At 42.7% G+C, this 15,923-nt stretch carries 19 protein-coding genes and 1 riboswitch; of the genes, 9 read left to right on the top strand and 10 right to left on the bottom strand.

The features are described from left to right. The 4 genes from M4I42_RS06435 to yidD all read right to left on the bottom strand — a co-directional run. On the bottom strand, nt 1–331 hold a 331-nt coding region (locus M4I42_RS06435), incomplete at its 3' end, for a S1 family peptidase (RefSeq protein WP_268851403.1). A 73-nt stretch (nt 332–404) separates the two neighbouring features. Further along, a complete protein-coding gene (locus M4I42_RS06430; protein WP_268851402.1) occupies nt 405–809 on the bottom strand; it encodes a hypothetical protein in 405 nt (134 codons plus the stop codon). Nucleotides 810–923: 114 nt separating this feature from the next. Further along, nucleotides 924–1,859: a metal ABC transporter solute-binding protein, Zn/Mn family gene (locus M4I42_RS06425; RefSeq protein WP_268851401.1), complete on the bottom strand. Its 936-nt coding sequence runs from the start codon at nt 1,857–1,859 to the stop codon at nt 924–926. A 250-nt stretch (nt 1,860–2,109) separates the two neighbouring features. Further along, nucleotides 2,110–2,334 carry a membrane protein insertion efficiency factor YidD gene (yidD, locus tag M4I42_RS06420; RefSeq protein WP_268851400.1) on the bottom strand — a complete coding sequence of 75 codons (225 nt, stop codon included), beginning with the start codon at nt 2,332–2,334 and terminating at the stop codon, nt 2,110–2,112. Between the two features lie 153 nt (nt 2,335–2,487). Here yidD and M4I42_RS06415 point away from each other — a divergent pair, with 153 nt between their 5' ends. Beyond that, nucleotides 2,488–2,961 (top strand): S-ribosylhomocysteine lyase, encoded by a 474-nt coding sequence (locus tag M4I42_RS06415; RefSeq protein ID WP_268851399.1) that lies wholly within the window; start codon nt 2,488–2,490, stop codon nt 2,959–2,961. Between the two features lie 31 nt (nt 2,962–2,992). On the opposite strand, the gene ytzI is transcribed toward M4I42_RS06415, so the two are convergent. Beyond that, entirely contained in the window at nt 2,993–3,148 is a 156-nt protein-coding gene (gene ytzI / locus M4I42_RS06410) for a YtzI protein (RefSeq protein WP_183256419.1), read from the bottom strand. A gap of 153 nt (nt 3,149–3,301) precedes the next feature. On the opposite strand from ytzI, the gene M4I42_RS06405 reads away from it, so the two are divergent. The 6 genes from M4I42_RS06405 to ytkD all read left to right on the top strand — a co-directional run bounded on the left by M4I42_RS06405 (nt 3,302) and on the right by ytkD (nt 6,985). After that, entirely contained in the window at nt 3,302–3,739 is a 438-nt protein-coding gene (locus M4I42_RS06405; RefSeq protein WP_328284592.1) for a Dps family protein, read from the top strand. Between the two features lie 121 nt (nt 3,740–3,860). Continuing rightward, nucleotides 3,861–4,256, top strand: a complete 396-nt coding sequence (locus M4I42_RS06400) for a phage holin family protein (RefSeq protein WP_268851397.1) — start codon at nt 3,861–3,863, stop codon at nt 4,254–4,256. 62 nt (nt 4,257–4,318) lie between these two features. Beyond that, entirely contained in the window at nt 4,319–4,645 is a 327-nt protein-coding gene (locus M4I42_RS06395; RefSeq protein WP_268851396.1) for a hydrolase, read from the top strand. A 267-nt stretch (nt 4,646–4,912) separates the two neighbouring features. Continuing rightward, nucleotides 4,913–5,278: a DUF2294 domain-containing protein gene (locus M4I42_RS06390; RefSeq protein ID WP_268851395.1), complete on the top strand. Its 366-nt coding sequence runs from the start codon at nt 4,913–4,915 to the stop codon at nt 5,276–5,278. Nucleotides 5,279–5,412: 134 nt separating this feature from the next. Further along, entirely contained in the window at nt 5,413–6,408 is a 996-nt protein-coding gene (locus tag M4I42_RS06385) for a sodium-dependent bicarbonate transport family permease (protein ID WP_268851394.1), read from the top strand. Nucleotides 6,409–6,499: 91 nt separating this feature from the next. Continuing rightward, nucleotides 6,500–6,985 carry an RNA deprotection pyrophosphohydrolase gene (gene ytkD, locus M4I42_RS06380; protein WP_268851407.1) on the top strand — a complete coding sequence of 162 codons (486 nt, stop codon included), beginning with the start codon at nt 6,500–6,502 and terminating at the stop codon, nt 6,983–6,985. Here ytkD and M4I42_RS06375 read toward each other — a convergent pair. The 4 genes from M4I42_RS06375 to M4I42_RS06360 form a co-directional block, all read right to left on the bottom strand. Next, nucleotides 6,972–7,781, bottom strand: a complete 810-nt coding sequence (locus tag M4I42_RS06375; RefSeq protein ID WP_268851393.1) for an ABC transporter permease — start codon at nt 7,779–7,781, stop codon at nt 6,972–6,974. The genes ytkD and M4I42_RS06375 overlap by 14 nt on opposite strands. Further along, nucleotides 7,765–8,538: an ABC transporter ATP-binding protein gene (locus tag M4I42_RS06370; RefSeq protein ID WP_268851392.1), complete on the bottom strand. Its 774-nt coding sequence runs from the start codon at nt 8,536–8,538 to the stop codon at nt 7,765–7,767. Before M4I42_RS06370 ends, M4I42_RS06375 begins: the two co-directional genes overlap by 17 nt. 18 nt (nt 8,539–8,556) lie before the next feature. Further along, nucleotides 8,557–9,555, bottom strand: coding sequence for an ABC transporter substrate-binding protein (locus M4I42_RS06365; protein ID WP_268851391.1), 999 nt, complete (start codon nt 9,553–9,555; stop codon nt 8,557–8,559). A gap of 138 nt (nt 9,556–9,693) precedes the next feature. Continuing rightward, nucleotides 9,694–12,087 carry a trypsin-like peptidase domain-containing protein gene (locus tag M4I42_RS06360; RefSeq protein ID WP_268851390.1) on the bottom strand — a complete coding sequence of 798 codons (2,394 nt, stop codon included), beginning with the start codon at nt 12,085–12,087 and terminating at the stop codon, nt 9,694–9,696. Nucleotides 12,088–12,247: 160 nt separating this feature from the next. On the opposite strand from M4I42_RS06360, the gene M4I42_RS06355 reads away from it, so the two are divergent. After that, nucleotides 12,248–12,490: a DUF2584 domain-containing protein gene (locus tag M4I42_RS06355; RefSeq protein ID WP_268851389.1), complete on the top strand. Its 243-nt coding sequence runs from the start codon at nt 12,248–12,250 to the stop codon at nt 12,488–12,490. Nucleotides 12,491–12,531: 41 nt separating this feature from the next. On the opposite strand, the gene pckA is transcribed toward M4I42_RS06355, so the two are convergent. Further along, nucleotides 12,532–14,118: a phosphoenolpyruvate carboxykinase (ATP) gene (gene pckA, locus M4I42_RS06350; protein ID WP_268851388.1), complete on the bottom strand. Its 1,587-nt coding sequence runs from the start codon at nt 14,116–14,118 to the stop codon at nt 12,532–12,534. Nucleotides 14,119–14,340: 222 nt separating this feature from the next. Further along, nucleotides 14,341–14,456: riboswitch (SAM riboswitch) on the top strand. A 159-nt stretch (nt 14,457–14,615) separates the two neighbouring features. Between pckA and metK the strand changes: the two genes are divergently transcribed. Beyond that, nucleotides 14,616–15,824 carry a methionine adenosyltransferase gene (metK, locus tag M4I42_RS06345; protein WP_268851387.1) on the top strand — a complete coding sequence of 403 codons (1,209 nt, stop codon included), beginning with the start codon at nt 14,616–14,618 and terminating at the stop codon, nt 15,822–15,824. Nucleotides 15,825–15,923 lie beyond the last annotated feature (99 nt).

The raw sequence follows: 15,923 nt of genomic DNA, 5'->3' as shown, positions 1-15,923 counted from the left end.
TAATGACAGGTCCACCACTATTTCCGTGTGTAGCCGCAGCATCAATTTGAATCACTGGACTCCCTTGTTCGGTCTTTTTGGAAGCAGCAGAGATGTGACCAGTATTCATCGAGGAAACGAGTGAGGAATCAGGGGATAGCAAATCGGAGTCAGCAGCTGCTGGATAGCCGATTACCCAGATGTCGTCTTGATTTTGTACGTGCTCAGAGTTTCCAAGCTTTAATGTTGGGAAGTTTCTTCCTTCGATTTTTAATACAGCGACGTCTTTTCCTTCATTAATTGGTGCACCATAGCTTTTAATGTCTCCATCGAGCACGTCTCCACTAGGCAATATGACTTTTAGTCCTCTTTTGATAGTTACGTAATGTGTGTATTCGACCATATAGTCATACGCTACATCGAAGTCAACTTGGAAATGATCGGAAATACCTTGAACCATTTATTTGTTCAAAAGCGGCATTTGCAATTTGTTGGTCATCCATCTTAGAAAATTCGACAACGTGGGCATTTGTGACAATGTAGCCATTGGAACTAATAATAGCACCAGAACCCGCCCCGCCGATAATTGTTTTAGAGCCTGTTTGTTTCAAATAATCGGAAACGTTCGGATTGTAGTCGAGAAATTCCCATTCGACGACCGCATAGTCGACGATTCGGACAACAGCTGGTTTCGAATATTCCGCAAGTTTTTGTGCTTTAGAGATGTGGGATGTGTCGGGTTTGATACTCAGCAAGAAAAAAGAACAAGCCATTAATGCGACTAACAGGACGCTTACCGGAATAGCAATCATTGCTCGTTTTTTCATCATTGAAAGCCTCCTTGTGTTTAAAAAATTAATTTTTTTCACGCATTGATACATTGTATTCGTATAGAAGGTTGTCGGAACACAAAACATAAAAAAAACCACTCATAAAGAGTGGTGTTATTGTAATGCTTTTTTAAGCACTTCGATATTTTCGTTCATGATGGAAAAGTAATCTTTCTTTTTTTCTCGATCTTCTTCGGTTAGTGTTTCTAAGTTATGGAGGCGAAGTGGCTCGGCTCCGATTTCGTTTTTTACAATATCCGCTACTTTTGGTGTGACGTTTTGTTCAAAAATGACGTAGCGAATGTGATGTTTTTTTGCGGTATCGATGATTTGTGCCAATTCTTTTTGCGATGGCTCATTGCTTGGCGAAAGGCCAGCGATGCTTATTTCACGGATGCCATATCGTTTCGCCCAATATCCGTAAGCGGCATGGGAAACGAGAATTTCTTTTTTCGGTGCGTTGTTTACGACCGTTTGAAATTGTTTATCCAACTGTTGTAGTTGTTGTTTTAATGAAGCAAAGTTTTTTTCAAACGTGTCTTTTGCCTCTGGTTTCAGTTCAATAAAAGCATTTTTAATGTTTTCAGCGACCTGAATCGAAAGGATAGGATCGAGCCAGACGTGAGGGTCTTTGTTACCATCGTCGTGTTCTTCTGTGCTAGCTTCGTGTTCATCGGTTGAATCCAAGAACTGAATGCCTTTCGCCCCCTCAATAAACGTTACATGTTCGTTTTGCAACGCTTGTATCGTTTGATCAACAAACCCTTCCATGCCTGCACCGACATAAATAAACGCATCGGCATCGGCTAGTTTTTTCATCGTTTCGGTTGTCGGTTCAAACGTGTGCGCTTCGATCCCAGGAGGGTAAATACTTTCTGCTTTGACATAGTTGCCCCCGATTTTTTCGGCAAAGTCTTGCAGTGGATAGACGGTAGTGTAAACCGTCAATACATTTTTGTTTTTTGCTGTTTCTGTTGCTTCTTGTTTATTGCAGCCGAACAATGTGAACGTTGCGGCAAGAAGAACAGATAAGAGCGGCTTGGATTTCATCGTTTTTCCCCTTTCTTATGTAAAGCGTTTTTTTGCGATATCGAAATGGTTACGATTTAAAAATGATGGTTATTAAATCGAAACGATTACGATTTAACAACATTAATAATACAAGAAAAATAGGAAAAGTACAACCGTTATGTTATTTCCAGATATATTCGTTAACTAATAAAAACTAGTGATGACTTTTCTGCTGTAGTCGACTAAGTTTAACTTGTCGGCTGGACATGCGTAGAGCATGCCCGAGCGCTTATTTTTCTGTTTTTTCTGGAACGGGGTCAAAGCCGCCGGGATGAAACGGGTGGCATTTGACGATGCGCTTTATCGTTAGCCACCCGCCTTTCATCGCCCCGAAACGTCGAATGGCTTCTAGGCCGTAATGTGAACATGTCGGGTAAAACCGGCATGTCGGTGGCTTCAATGGAGAAATCACGATTTGATAAAAACGAATGAGCGCAATGAATAGTTGTTTCATGTATATCACACCTAACAAACGAAGGATACTAATCATACTGTACCATAAAGCGGACAAGTTCTCACGTTTGTTGCTTTTATCACAACAAAACAGATGAAAAAAATCGGATAGATGTGTATGATAAGTAATGAAAAAACAAATAGGAGTGATACGATGCCTTCAGTAGAAAGCTTTGAACTCGATCATTGCGCCGTAAAAGCACCGTACGTGAGACATTGCGGTGTCCATAAAGTCGGCAGCGATGGCGTAGTGAATAAATTTGATATTCGTTTTTGCCAGCCGAACAAAGAGGCGATGAAGCCAGAGGCGATTCATACGCTCGAGCATTTGCTCGCGTTTAACATTCGTAAACATGCAGAAAAATATGATCATTTTGACATTATTGATATTTCGCCGATGGGATGCCAAACAGGGTATTATTTAGTCGTCAGCGGCTCTCCTACGGTCGAAGAAATTATTGATTTATTAGAAGAAACGATGAAAGATGCACTACATGCGACAGAAGTTCCTGCGGCAACCGAGCAGCAATGTGGGCAGGCAAAACTTCATGACTTAGAAGGCGCGAAACAGCTCATGCGCTTTTGGTTGGAACAGGATAAAGAAGACTTGAAAAAAGTGTTTGGATAAATCATGAGGCGACCATCGAAACATGGTCGCTTTACTCTTTCTCTTTTTGTTCCGTTTCAGACAAATGTGGATTGTTGTCAATTGGATCGACGGTATGTTTATACTGATATGCTTTTGATGTTGTTGCGACTGCCAACACAAGCACGACGATAATAATAATGAGCGAAATCACTAAGATTGTAAACATAACCCTCCAACTTTCTTTTTTGACTCTATTGTAACATAAAACGTATAAATTGAGCGCGTCTTCGTTTTCGTGTACAATGTAAGTGTAAAGGGAATAATTAGTAGTGTATCAGTCGTGAAGAGGGAAAATATTATGAAGGAGGAGGGAGTATCCATGAGCAAATTAACGGACATTGTCAACCGGCAGATTGCCAACTGGAGCGTATTGTACATTAAGCTCCATCATTATCATTGGTATGTGAAAGGATCTCAGTTTTTTACATTGCATACGAAATTTGAAGAGCTGTATAACGAAGCAGCATTGCATATTGACGAGTTGGCAGAACGTCTTTTGGCGCTTGGGGGAGCACCGGTAGCGACGATGAAGGGCTGTTTGGAACAAGCGTCTGTCAAAGAGGCGGTCGGAAATGAAACGGCAGAAGAAATGGTTGGTACGCTTGTCAGCGATTTTGAAACGATGATTCACGAACTGAAAGAAGGAATGAAACTCGCTGATGAAGTAGGCGATGAAACGACAGGCGATATGCTGCTTGGCATTCATCAAAGTTTAGAGAAACACGTGTGGATGCTCAAATCGTTTCTCGGTAAATAAGTTTTTTGCAAAGATCACTCTCATGGCGGGAGTGATTTTTTTGTGATGAGGGAAACGTCTATACTCCTTTCTTCCTATTTGCATAAAATGTATGCAAGGAAAATTGGGAGGAGGGGAGAATGTGAACAAATATACATTTTTTCTTGGGGCTTCATTGATCGGTTCACTCCTTTCAACGATGTTCGGGAGCATGGATTTATTGGTCATTATTTTGATTTGCTTTGTTGTTATTGATTATGTAACAGGGATTATTGCGAGTGCTTTCGAAGGAAAATTGTCGAGCGAAGCAGGTTTTCGCGGAATTGTGCGAAAATTGCTCATTTTTGTTTTAGTTGGGGTGTCTCATCTCCTTGATCTTGCCATTGGTTGGAGTAACCATTTTATTCGCGATGCAACGGTGTTTTTCTACATGATGAACGAAGCTATTTCCATTGTAGAAAATGTCGGGAGAGCAGGATTGCCTGTTCCTGATTTTTTAAAAAAGGCGATTGAGTTGCTAAAAGATCAGTCGAAATAAGCATAATTTTTACGCTTTCATCCACACTAAAAATAAGACGAGCAATAAAGGGGATGGATAGTGTGGCAGAACAGAAAAAGAAAACGTATTATGTATCAATGGCCCATGGTGAAATTTCGCAAGTGAAAACGGCATCTCCATGGGATTTTCAAATTGAAGCGACCGATGATGAAATCATTCAGCTGCGCGAATATTTCGATCAAAATTATTCGACCGATATTCAAAATTTTTTTCGCGCGCATGTCCCTTATATTCAATACCATTATGATCGTGAAAACGATGCGTACGATGAAACATTGAAAAAAATTTACCAACTTATTTACCAGCTTGGAAATGAGGAAGCGAAACAGCATATTCGTTCGATGGGATTCATTCAAAGCGAAGGATAAGTCACCAAATTCGGTGGCTTTTTTGTATAATCTCATTATTTCTCTTGACAGAAGACAGCGGTTCGTTATAATAAAAAATAAATTGAACCGAGAGATTGATAGCTAAATCATAGCGACGGACGGCTTTAGCGTTTTTGGGGCGGAAACGCGGCAAAAACGAAAAAGCTTTGCCGGCTGTTCGATGATTTAAGCTGAGGATGGATCGGTATGTTTCACTTCGGAAGAATGGTGAGGCATGCCGTTTTTGTTTCAAAGGGGGGATTGTAAGTGAAGTCTAAAGGAGAGATGGAAGATCAAATTAGCCGAGCCCTGACGCAATGGGAGAAGGAGTATTTAGGAAGGGGCCCAATATCTGTTAAAACCGATATTGTTCGCAATATGATTATTGTTCAATTACGAGGAATTTTAACTCCAGCTGAACAAAAATTAGCGGAAACAAAAGAAGGAATGCTATCGATTAAACGAATTCGCTCCGAATTAATCGAATCGGGCAGCGAGCAGTTAAGAGAAATGATTTCAAGTATGACTGGAAAAAACGTTGCGAGCATTCATACAGATATTAGTACTCATACTGGAGAGCGGATCATCGTATTTTTGTTAACGGAAAATTTAGAAGAGGAGTTCCCAAAATGAAAATAGGTCGATCTTTTAAGGGCCGAGTGCCGGTCAGTAAAAGATAAACCGGAAACGTTTTTCGATTGGTGAATCAGTCGAGGAGTGTTTCCGGTTTTTTTATGGAAAACTATATCAAAAAGGAGAGGATCCAGATGATGGATATTGTCGTTCGTAATCTTACATCCCCTGCTATTTTATTTTTCTTACTTGGGTTAATAGCAGCATTCGTGAAATCAGATTTAAAATTCCCAAAAGGATTAAGTGAAACGTTAAGCATTTATTTGTTAATTGCGATTGGATTAAAAGGAGGAATTGAATTATCACAACATTCGTTTACTGAACTCGTTCGTCCATTAGTCGGGACATTATTTCTTGGCATATTTATCCCTATTGTTACCTTTGCTATTTGCCGTCGCATAGGAATTGATCGGAAAAATGCTACGGCTATTGCCGCGACCTATGGATCAGTAAGTATTGTGACGTTCGGTGCAGCAATTTCATTTCTTGAGCTGACCCACACGTCTTATGAACCTTATATGAACGCCTTTGTTGTGTTGTTAGAAAGTCCGGCGATTATCGTATCGTTACTTCTTTTGCAGCTTTTAGAAAAAGAGACATATACGCTTAATCGCATGAACCATTATTTTTCTGCCTACGCAGCATACACACCGGTTTTAAAGGAAAGCTTATTCGGAAAAAGCGTTCTTCTCATGTTAGGTAGTTTATTGATTGGGTTGCTTGGAGGGAAGAATGCCCTTTCGGTTGTAAAACCATTATTTATTGATTTGTACCCAAGTGTACTCATTCTTTTCTTGCTAGGAATGGGATTAACGGCAGGAAGCCAGCTTGCCGCCATTCGAAAATATGGCGTAAAGTTAGTCATGTTGGGCGTTGGGTTTCCGATGTTGTATGGCTTGATCGGCGTGTCCGTTGGTTTTTATGCGCATCTCTCTTTAGGCGGAACCGTTCTGATGGGAGTGTTAGCTGCGAGCGCTTCTTATATTGCAGCCCCTGCTGCGATGCGTGCGTCTGTTCCAGAAGCTAACCCGTCGATTTACTTAGGAATGTCGCTAGGACTTACATTTCCATTTAATTTAACGGTTGGGTTGCCTTTGTATTACCAACTAGCGCAATGGCTACATTCGTGAAGATGCCTTTCAAAGAAAGGCATCTTTGTTTTTGTTGAGAAGGAAAATGCTATAATTAATAAGGACATTACAATGATGAGGTTGGATGAATATGTTTATTTTTCAAGACTATTATGGAAATGATGTGTGTTTGTCTTTTACAGATCATCCTTTTGCCAAAACGCCAGATCATGTGTGGGTCGTGTGCCGTTATCAAGAAAGGTGGCTCTTGACCGATCATCGGGAGCGTGGGCTCGAGTTTCCAGGAGGGAAAATAGAAATAGGGGAAACGGCGGAGCAGGCGGCTATTCGCGAGGTTTTTGAGGAAACGGGGGGAGCAGTGGACGAACTTACATATATCGGGCAATACAAAGTCGGCGAAGCGTTAGTGAAAAATATTTATTTTGCCGAAATAAAAGCGCTACAGCCTCGCATCAATTATTTGGAAACGAACGGGCCTGTCTTACTGGACGAATTGCCACTGGATTTGTTGGAGAACGATCGGTTCAGTTTTATTATGAAAGATCAAGTGCTTGTTTACACGTTCGCGGAAATAAAAAGACGTTCGTTATGCCCGAACGCCTTTAGCGGTTTTTAATGAGCTTTTTTTCGAGCCACGCAACGGCTTGATACATCACGGTGGCTAAGCAGGCAATGATGAGTAAGCTCAATAAGACAAGTGTGAAATTGAACACTTGGAATCCGTAAATGATCATATAGCCAAGCCCTTGTTTCGAAACGAGAAATTCGCCGACGATGACGCCGACCCAAGACAGTCCCACGTTGACTTTTAACGTCGAGATAATGGTCGGAAACGATGCCGGCAATACCGCTTCTTTAAAGCATTGAAAGCGGCTGGCACCAAACGTTTTTAACACTTTCAAGTAATTGGGGTCGACTTCACGAAAAGATGTGTAGACGACAATGGTCGTAATGATGACGGAGATGAGCGTCCCCATGGCGATAATGGAAGAAAAATTCGGTCCTAATGCGACAATGAGAATTGGTCCAAGTGCTACTTTTGGCATGGCGTTTAAAATGACTAAATACGGATCGGCGATTTTCGAAAAGCGTGGAAACCACCAGAGCAAAGCAGCCAAACATGTACCGAGCAACGTTCCGAGCAGAAAGCCGAGCACGGTTTCGAACAACGTAACACTGCTATGAACAAAAAGCGAACCGTCTTTCAGTTTTTGTATAAATAATGCAGCAATCGCTGACGGCGAGCTAAATAAGAGCGGATCGATCCATTGGTTTCGGCTCGCCGTTTCCCAAAGCGCGAAAAATGCGATGCAAATGAGAAGCTGATACCATCGGATGAGCCGTTTTTCTTTGCGGAGCGACGCGACATATTGGGCATGAAGGTCTTGAAGGCGGTTATTGATTAGGTTCAAGGGAATCAAGCTCCTTCCAAAGAAATTGAAACAAATCGGAAAACGAAGGATGTTGTCGGGCGTGAAATGGTGACAGTTGCCGCAATTCGCTCGGAACGAGAAAGGTGCGAACGAGCCGTCCTGGTTTTGCTGAGAATAAGAAAATACGGTCGCTCATCGCGATCGCTTCGCCGATATCGTGCGTGACAAGTAATGCTGTTTTTCCATAGTCTTTCAACGTTTGCCAAACGAGCTCTTCTAATTTTAATTTCGTTTGGTAATCTAACGCGGAAAATGGCTCATCTAGTAGCAATATTTTCGGATTGGTTGCCATTGTCCGTACTAACGCTGCCCGTTGGCGCATTCCTCCCGACAGTTGGTTCGGATAATAATGTTCTGTCCCTTTCAGACCGATGTGGTTCAATAAATCGATCGCTTGTTGCCGTGCTTCCGGTGTGTCGATGCCCATAATAGTTAGTCCGAGCAAAATGTTTTCTTCGATCGTTTTCCACGGGAATAAATAATCTTGTTGCAGCATGTAGCCGACAGATGGATGCATCGATTGAATTTTTTCCCCTTCCAATGTAACCGTTCCTTCTGTTGGACGAAGGAGGGAAGCAATGATCGAAAGCAGCGTCGTTTTTCCGCAGCCGCTTGGGCCGAGAAAGGAGACAAATTCTCCTTTCTCAATGGAAAGCGACACATTGTCTAATGCAGTGATTGCTGTTTTTTCCGTAAAGTACGTATGACTGATGCGATGGACGACTAAAAAGTTCATGGGTTTCACCTGCCACGATTATTTCGCCATTGCTTTTTTCGCAAATGAGGTATTGACAAGGATGTCGTGATCAACGTGTTTCGGCAGTTCGCCAGCTTCTTTCATAATGTTTTGTAAGTTCTCCCATTCTTTTTCATCTAAAATAGGATTGGTTGCATAAGAACCTTGTTGCTTGTAGCGATCAACGACCGTTTCGATTAGGTTGATGTCTGTATCTTTAAAATACGGTTGAATGACTTTAGCGATTTCTGCTGCACTATGTGCATCGACCCATTGTTGTGCTTTGTAAAGGGCGCGAGTGAATTTTTCGACAGTGTCTTGATTGTTTTTCATAAAGCTTTGTTTCGCCATGAATGTCGTATACGGGACGTGACCGGATTCTGTTCCGAACGAAGCGACGATATAGCCTTTTCCTTGCTGTTCAAAAATGCTAGCCGTTGGTTCGAATAGCTGCACGTAGTCACCGGTGCCGCTGGCAAAAGCATTGGCAAGGTTGGCAAAATCGATGTTTTGGATTAAGTTTAAGTCTTTGTGTGGATCGATGCCGTGTTTTTTTAAGACAAACTCCCCGACCATTTGTGGCATACCGCCTTTCCGCTGACCGAGGAAAGTGCTTCCTTTCAACATCTCCCATGAGAAGTTGTCGATTTTTTTACGGGAAACGAGAAACGTTCCGTCTGTTTGGGTTAGCTGGGCAAAGTTAATGACCGGATCGCTCGTTCCTTGGCTATAAACGTAAATCGTTGTTTCTGAACCGACTAAGGCGATGTCAGCCCCCCCGGAAAGAAGGGTCGTCATCGTTTTATCCCCGCCCCATGTCGTCGTTAAGTCGACGTTGAGCCCTTCTGCTTTAAAAAATCCTTTGGCGAGGGCAACATATTGCGGAGCATAGAAAATCGAACGTGTCACTTCCGCCACCCGAATAGTTTTTATTGTTTCTTGTTTCGTGCAGGCAACTGGAATGGCTAAAAAGATCGTAAGCAATGACATAAGAGCGATGCGTAGCCATTTTCTCATCCGCTCCTACCTCCTTTTCATGAATTTACCTTATCGTATGCTGGTGAAAAAAATGTGTGAATGCCTAAGAAGCACCTGTGGCAAGGGGAAAGAAATGAAAAAGCATGGAAAAGGTTTTCCCTTTCCCATGCTTTTTTGCTACTGATAAATAAGCATTCCTTGCTCGTTCAACGGATATGTTTGGACGACATACCGAGCTCCTTCTTTGTATAACGTAATAAGTTGGTTGTTTTGTACGTATAGCTTTTGAAGCTCTTGATTCCATGGATAGCTTTTCACGCGTTGAAAAGTAGTATAATCGTAAACATCAATCGTTTTTCCTTTGCTTGTGTAAAACACATTTTTCGCAAGATAGAAAGCGATATGTTGATATGAATTATAGAGCGTTGTCACATACGTCATATCAAATTTTTGCCCGGCAGCTGCTTGCCAAATGACGCCCGAGCCATTAAAAAGAAACTGTCCGTCTGGTGAAATCGTCATATTCGTATTTAAGTTGTAATCGCCATGGTACGGGGAGTCATAGTGTGAAACCATTTTTCCATCGTTAAATACGTACGTTTCTACATCTCGCGGGCTTAATCCGGTGGTAATAGCATACACTTTTCCGCCGTCTGGATGCATCGCTAAAAACGACTGTTGGTAAATGCCGTATACGCGTGCGACCTCTAATAGCGTTTGGCGGGAATATACTTTTAAGTACGTCCATTGACCAGACCCGCTGGAAATGTAGATGTATTGGCTATCTGCGACGATATCCCACGGATCGAGCGGAATATCAACGACTGCTTTTAATGAGAACGTTTCTGCATCAATAATAGCGAACGCGCCTTCTTGTTGATCCTCCCACCATGTGCCGCTATGCTCATTTTTTGGCAGTGTAACATATAGCTCGTTATTTGCGAAATATAGCCGTTCGGGTGCTAGCGGCAAAGAAATTTTTTTCGCTGTTTTTGTTTCTAAGTTAACTTCGACGACGTTTTTATTGCCATCAAGCGCATATAAAATCGGTTTCGTCGGGTGCATCACCGTTTCGACTGCTTGAAAATCGAGATATAGTTTACTTGTGCTTATTGGCATAGTTGGCGGCGATGTGGTTGTCCCGGTTGTTGGTATCGTACTACCTGTTTCGGATGGAGGTGTGTTTCCATCTTGTGGAGCAGGCAATAACTGATAAGGAATGACCGTGAGAGATGCGGCTGTTTTTTCCTTATAAAACGAAATCCAATGTGCTGCATGAACAATGTCTACGGCAAAGTTAATATTCTCGACGTCAAATCCCGAAGACGTAACGCCGATGACATGCCCGAATTCGTTAAACAACGCTCCTCCAGAACTTCCGTGTGTAATCGGCGCGGTAATTTGAATAAGTCGGACTTCGTTTCCTGATTCATCTTCCATTAAATGAAGATTACTAATAATCCCTGTCGATACGGTGTTCATCAGCCCTTCTGGACTGCTAATCGTGACGATTGGATCCCCTTTTTCAAGCAAGGAAGTATCCCCTATTTTAAGCGCAGGTAACGCCAAATCCGTTTTCGTCGCGAGAAGTGCTAAATCTGTTGTTTCATCGTATTGAACAACTCCGCGAATCGGAATTTCATTTCCATTTTCGTCGTATGCTACAATTTTCGCTGCGCCTTGCACGACATGGAAGTTCGTTAAAATCGTACTTTTGCCGACAACAAAGCCACTTGCTTGAGCGATCGGCTCGTTCGCTTCGTTAAACATCTCTAAGAAAAGAACGCTTTTTTCTTGGGCAATAATCTTTTTTAAGATTAACGTTGAAATTCCTTGTGACGTTCCTTGTGCTTTTAAAACATCTTCATAAGAATTGGAAAAGGCAGTGAACAAGGGACGATTGGTTTTTACACCCATCAGACGTGCTTCAAATTTGTCGATTTGATTGAAAATAGTGGCTTCGCTTTTACTGTAGCGAATCGCTTGGCGAAGTTTGTTAAACTCCATTTTTAAAGCATATGCTGTTTTTGTTTGATTGATTGCTTGCTCTGCTGGTGCGCGATATGTACGATAGAGCGCTGTCCGCGTCGGTGCCCCATATACTCGTTGATAGGCACTATCGAAATTTTTCAGTTCGGTTTGAACGGAAACATACATCGATTCCATTTGGTCGCTTGCTGGATTTTGCTTAAAAGAAACGGTTAGTCGATTTGTTTTGTCTTTTAAGCTTGTTCCGATCCGAACGGCATTATTGTAAGTGACTGCTCGACTATACATGGTATCGACTGCTTTTAAACGTGCAAATAATTTTGCTCGCTTTGTTCCTTTTGTTTTAGCGGTTGCTGTTTTTGCTTGTTGAATCGTTTTGGCAGTGTTGTTTAACAGTTGAGGTGGTACAGCAACAATTTTTTTTGCATATTCCACATAAATGTACCGCTTCAATTGTTCGCTATATTTTTCTGCTTGCTGGACTAATGCGTCTGCATTCGTTCCTTTAGCTGTTGCCGGAGCTTGTCCGATAAAGAAGGCGAACAACATAGCGGATAAGAAGAAAAGAAGTTTGTTTTTCATCGTTGTCCTCCTATTCTAGCTGTTTTTCTATAAAACATATACTCTATTATAGCAAAAAGATGGGCAGGAGAGAATATAGGGTTTTTGGGGGTGATTTGAGAAATCGCGCCAAATATGGTTCAATGAAAATAGTAATGGTTTTATGAAAGAGGTGAAGATGATGGGCATGCCGTTAGAGTTTCAAACGATGATTGTGACAAAAGGAAAAGAGCAGCGCGTGAAAGATAATTTGTTTCTGCTTGAAAAAGAAGGGTACCGCATTTATCCGATCGATATCCCGCTTGAAGTGAAGCGGACGCTGCAAAGCGAAACGAGCGGGCAGGCGATTGTGAAAAAAATTGAGCTGGCAAACAACCGCACGATTGTGACATATGAACTTGTTTCACTTCATTCGATTAACTAATAAAAGGGATATCTTCCTAGCGGAAAGATATCCCTTGACATTTAAACGATCGGCCCGCCTAGTTTCTCAATGTTCGGATCGATGTTCGCAAACTTTTTGAAGTTTTCGCGGAACTTTTCGGCAAGCTCCTTTGCTTTCCGTTCATACGCTTCTTGATCGGCCCATGTGTTTTTCGGCTGCAACACTTCGTCTGGTACGCCTGGAACGTGCGCCGGAATTTCTAAGCCGAAAATCGGATCTTTTACCGTTTCCACATTGTTGAGCTCGCCTTCAAGCGCCGCTTGCACCATCGCGCGCGTATATTGTAGCTTCATGCGGCTGCCGACGCCGTATTCGCCGCCCGTCCAGCCGGTGTTCACTAAAAATACTTGCACATTGTGCTCGTCGATTTTTTTGCCGAGCATTTCCGCGTAGCGCGTTGCTGGAAGCGGCAAGAATGGTGCGCCAAAGCACGTCGAGAACGTCGCTTGCGGCGAAGTGATGCCGCGTTCTGTGCCGGCCAATTTGCTCGTATAGCCGCTTAAGAAATGGTACATCGCTTGCTCTCTCGTTAATTTGCTGATTGGCGGCAACACTCCGAATGCGTCGGCTGTTAAGAAAATGATCGTCGTCGGATGGCCGGCGACGCTTGGATCGACGATGTTGTCGATTGCCTGAATTGGATAAGCCGCCCGTGTATTTTCTGTGAGCGTACCATCATCATAGTTCGGAATGCGCGTATGCTCGTCAATAACGACGTTTTCTAACACGGCACCGAAACGAATGGCGTCAAAAATTTGTGGCTCTTTTTCCCGCGACAAGTTAATGCATTTCGCATAGCAACCCCCTTCGATATTAAACACGCCACTGTTCGACCAGCCGTGCTCGTCATCGCCAATTAACCGGCGTTTCGGATCAGCGGAAAGCGTCGTTTTTCCTGTCCCAGAAAGCCCGAAGAATAATGCAACATCGCCTTCTTGGCCAACGTTAGCCGAGCAATGCATTGATAAAATATTTTGTTCTGGAAGAAGATAGTTCATGACCGAGAAAATCGATTTTTTAATTTCGCCGGCATATTCTGTTCCGCCGATTAAGACGACGCGACGCTCAAAGGAAATAATGATAAACGTTTCTGACTTCGTTCCGTCTAAGGCAGGGTCTGCTTTAAAGGTTGGTGCGGAAATAACGGTAAATTCCGCCTGATGTTCCGCCAATTCTTCTTCTGTTGGACGAATAAATAACTGATGGGCGAACAAATTATGCCATGCAAATTCATTGATCACTTGAATTGGCAGACGATATTTTGGGTCAGCGCCAGCAAACCCTTTAAAGACGAAAATTTCGTCTTTCGCCATTAAATAGTCGAGAACTTTATTATATAATTTTTCAAACACCTCTTCAGCAATCGGCTGGTTAACGGAGCCCCAATCGATTTTTTCTTTTGTGGAAGCTTCTTCGACAATATACTTATCTTTTGGCGAACGCCCGGTATATTTTCCTGTTGTTGTTGCGACGGCACCTGTCAGCGTCAACATCCCTTCCTTGCGGGCAAGAACTTTTTCCACTAATTGAGGAACAGATAAATTTTCCCGTACGTTTGAATGATGAAGCAATACAGCCAATTTATTTGTGACGTCAACAATGCTCATATACAAAACCTACCTTTTTTTTGTTAATTTATACCCTTGAAAAAAAGTATAACACATTTAAATAATTAGTCCATACTATTTGATGTAATTTTTGTTTTTATTTTTGTCTATTTTGTTTCACAAACATAGAGGAGTTTTTTTCTAATTGGATCCGCGAAAAATTTGCGAAACGTTGTTGACTTTTTTTTATGATTTAAGCTATGATAACATATTGAACGGTTACTCTTATCCCGAGTTGGTGGAGGGACAGGCCCAATGAAACCCAGCAACCGTCACAACAATTGTACATGTGAAATGGTGCTAACCTGTGGCAAGGCAATGCCCTTGAACGATAAGAGTGAAAGGCTCGATATGAATGCAATCACCTTTCCTCGGAGTTGAAGGAAAGGTTTTTTCGTTGATAGAAGTGGGAAAATGAGTGCCGTATCAACTTTTTTACAAGGGGCACAAGTCAAGCCTCTCGATGATGAACAGAATAAAGAGGAGGAAATCGACGAATGTCAGCAAAACGCCGTTTATTTACTTCGGAATCTGTAACAGAAGGCCATCCGGACAAAATTTGTGACCAAATTTCCGACGCGATTTTAGATGCCATTTTAGCAAAAGACCCGAATGCGCGCGTCGCATGCGAAACGAGCGTGACAACTGGTCTAGTGCTAGTGAGCGGAGAAATTACAACATCGACGTATGTCGATATCCCGAAAATCGTTCGTGATACGATTCGTGAAATCGGCTATACGCGTGCGAAATTCGGGTTTGACGCCGATACATGCGCGGTTTTAACCTCGATTGACGAACAGTCCCCGGACATTGCGATGGGTGTAGATAAAGCGCTAGAAGCGCGCGAAGGTCAGATGACCGACGAAGAAATCGAAGCGATCGGTGCCGGTGACCAAGGGTTAATGTTCGGGTTTGCTTGCAATGAAACGAAAGAGCTAATGCCGCTGCCAATTTCATTGGCACATAAATTAGCACGCCGATTGGCAGAAGTTCGCAAGGAAGACATTTTACCTTACTTGCGTCCAGACGGAAAAACACAAGTGACGGTTGAGTACGATGAAAACGGCAAACCAGTCCGCATCGATACGATCGTTGTATCAACACAACACCATCCGGAAATTACGCAAGACCAAATTGTGCGCAACATTAAAGAACATGTCATTAAACCTGTCGTTCCAGCGGAATTGATCGACGAAAATACGAAATACTTTATCAACCCGACAGGCCGCTTCGTCATCGGCGGTCCGCAAGGGGATGCAGGCTTAACTGGCCGCAAAATTATCGTCGATACGTACGGTGGCTATGCTCGTCACGGCGGTGGCGCCTTCTCTGGAAAAGACCCGACAAAAGTGGACCGTTCTGCCGCATATGCTGCTCGTTATGTAGCGAAAAACATTGTCGCGGCTGGCCTTGCCGATAAATGCGAAGTGCAATTAGCGTATGCGATCGGTGTGGCGAAACCAGTATCCATTTCGATCGACACGTTCGGAACAGGCAAAGTGTCAGAAGACATTTTAATTGAAGTAGTACGCAACAACTTTGACCTTCGTCCAGCGGGAATTATTAAAATGTTAGATTTACGCCGTCCGATCTACAAACAAACAGCAGCTTATGGTCATTTTGGCCGTACGGATATCGACCTTCCATGGGAACGCACGGACAAAGCGGAAGCGTTAAAAGAACAAGCGCTTGCGTTGGCGAAGTAATGGGGATCAAAAGAGAGTTACATGTCGTAGCTCTCTTTCTTTTTTCACGGGAAAGGTGAAACGAATGAGAGAAATTTTCGACGAATCAATGGCTAAAAT

Origin of the sequence: Anoxybacillus sp. J5B_2022, from assembly GCF_026847645.1 — a bacterium.
Lineage (GTDB): Bacteria > Bacillota > Bacilli > Bacillales > Anoxybacillaceae > Anoxybacteroides.
The sequence above is the reverse complement of the archived record's forward strand: the minus strand, read 5'-3'. Positions and strand labels throughout refer to the sequence as shown.

Bases quoted from the DNA above. Each gene is read 5' to 3' on its own strand.
- M4I42_RS06430 (WP_268851402.1), bottom strand. From the start codon at position 809: ATGATGAAAAAACGAGCAATGATTGCTATTCCGGTAAGCGTCCTGTTA.
- M4I42_RS06425 (WP_268851401.1), bottom strand. From the start codon at position 1,859: ATGAAATCCAAGCCGCTCTTATCTGTTCTTCTTGCCGCAACGTTCACA.
- yidD (WP_268851400.1), bottom strand. From the start codon at position 2,334: ATGAAACAACTATTCATTGCGCTCATTCGTTTTTATCAAATCGTGATT.
- M4I42_RS06415 (WP_268851399.1), top strand. From the start codon at position 2,488: ATGCCTTCAGTAGAAAGCTTTGAACTCGATCATTGCGCCGTAAAAGCA.
- ytzI (WP_183256419.1), bottom strand. From the start codon at position 3,148: ATGTTTACAATCTTAGTGATTTCGCTCATTATTATTATCGTCGTGCTT.
- M4I42_RS06405 (WP_328284592.1), top strand. From the start codon at position 3,302: ATGAGCAAATTAACGGACATTGTCAACCGGCAGATTGCCAACTGGAGC.
- M4I42_RS06385 (WP_268851394.1), top strand. From the start codon at position 5,413: ATGATGGATATTGTCGTTCGTAATCTTACATCCCCTGCTATTTTATTT.
- ytkD (WP_268851407.1), top strand. From the start codon at position 6,500: ATGTTTATTTTTCAAGACTATTATGGAAATGATGTGTGTTTGTCTTTT.
- M4I42_RS06370 (WP_268851392.1), bottom strand. From the start codon at position 8,538: ATGAACTTTTTAGTCGTCCATCGCATCAGTCATACGTACTTTACGGAA.
- M4I42_RS06365 (WP_268851391.1), bottom strand. From the start codon at position 9,555: ATGAGAAAATGGCTACGCATCGCTCTTATGTCATTGCTTACGATCTTT.
- M4I42_RS06360 (WP_268851390.1), bottom strand. From the start codon at position 12,087: ATGAAAAACAAACTTCTTTTCTTCTTATCCGCTATGTTGTTCGCCTTC.
- M4I42_RS06355 (WP_268851389.1), top strand. From the start codon at position 12,248: ATGGGCATGCCGTTAGAGTTTCAAACGATGATTGTGACAAAAGGAAAA.
- pckA (WP_268851388.1), bottom strand. From the start codon at position 14,118: ATGAGCATTGTTGACGTCACAAATAAATTGGCTGTATTGCTTCATCAT.
- metK (WP_268851387.1), top strand. From the start codon at position 14,616: ATGTCAGCAAAACGCCGTTTATTTACTTCGGAATCTGTAACAGAAGGC.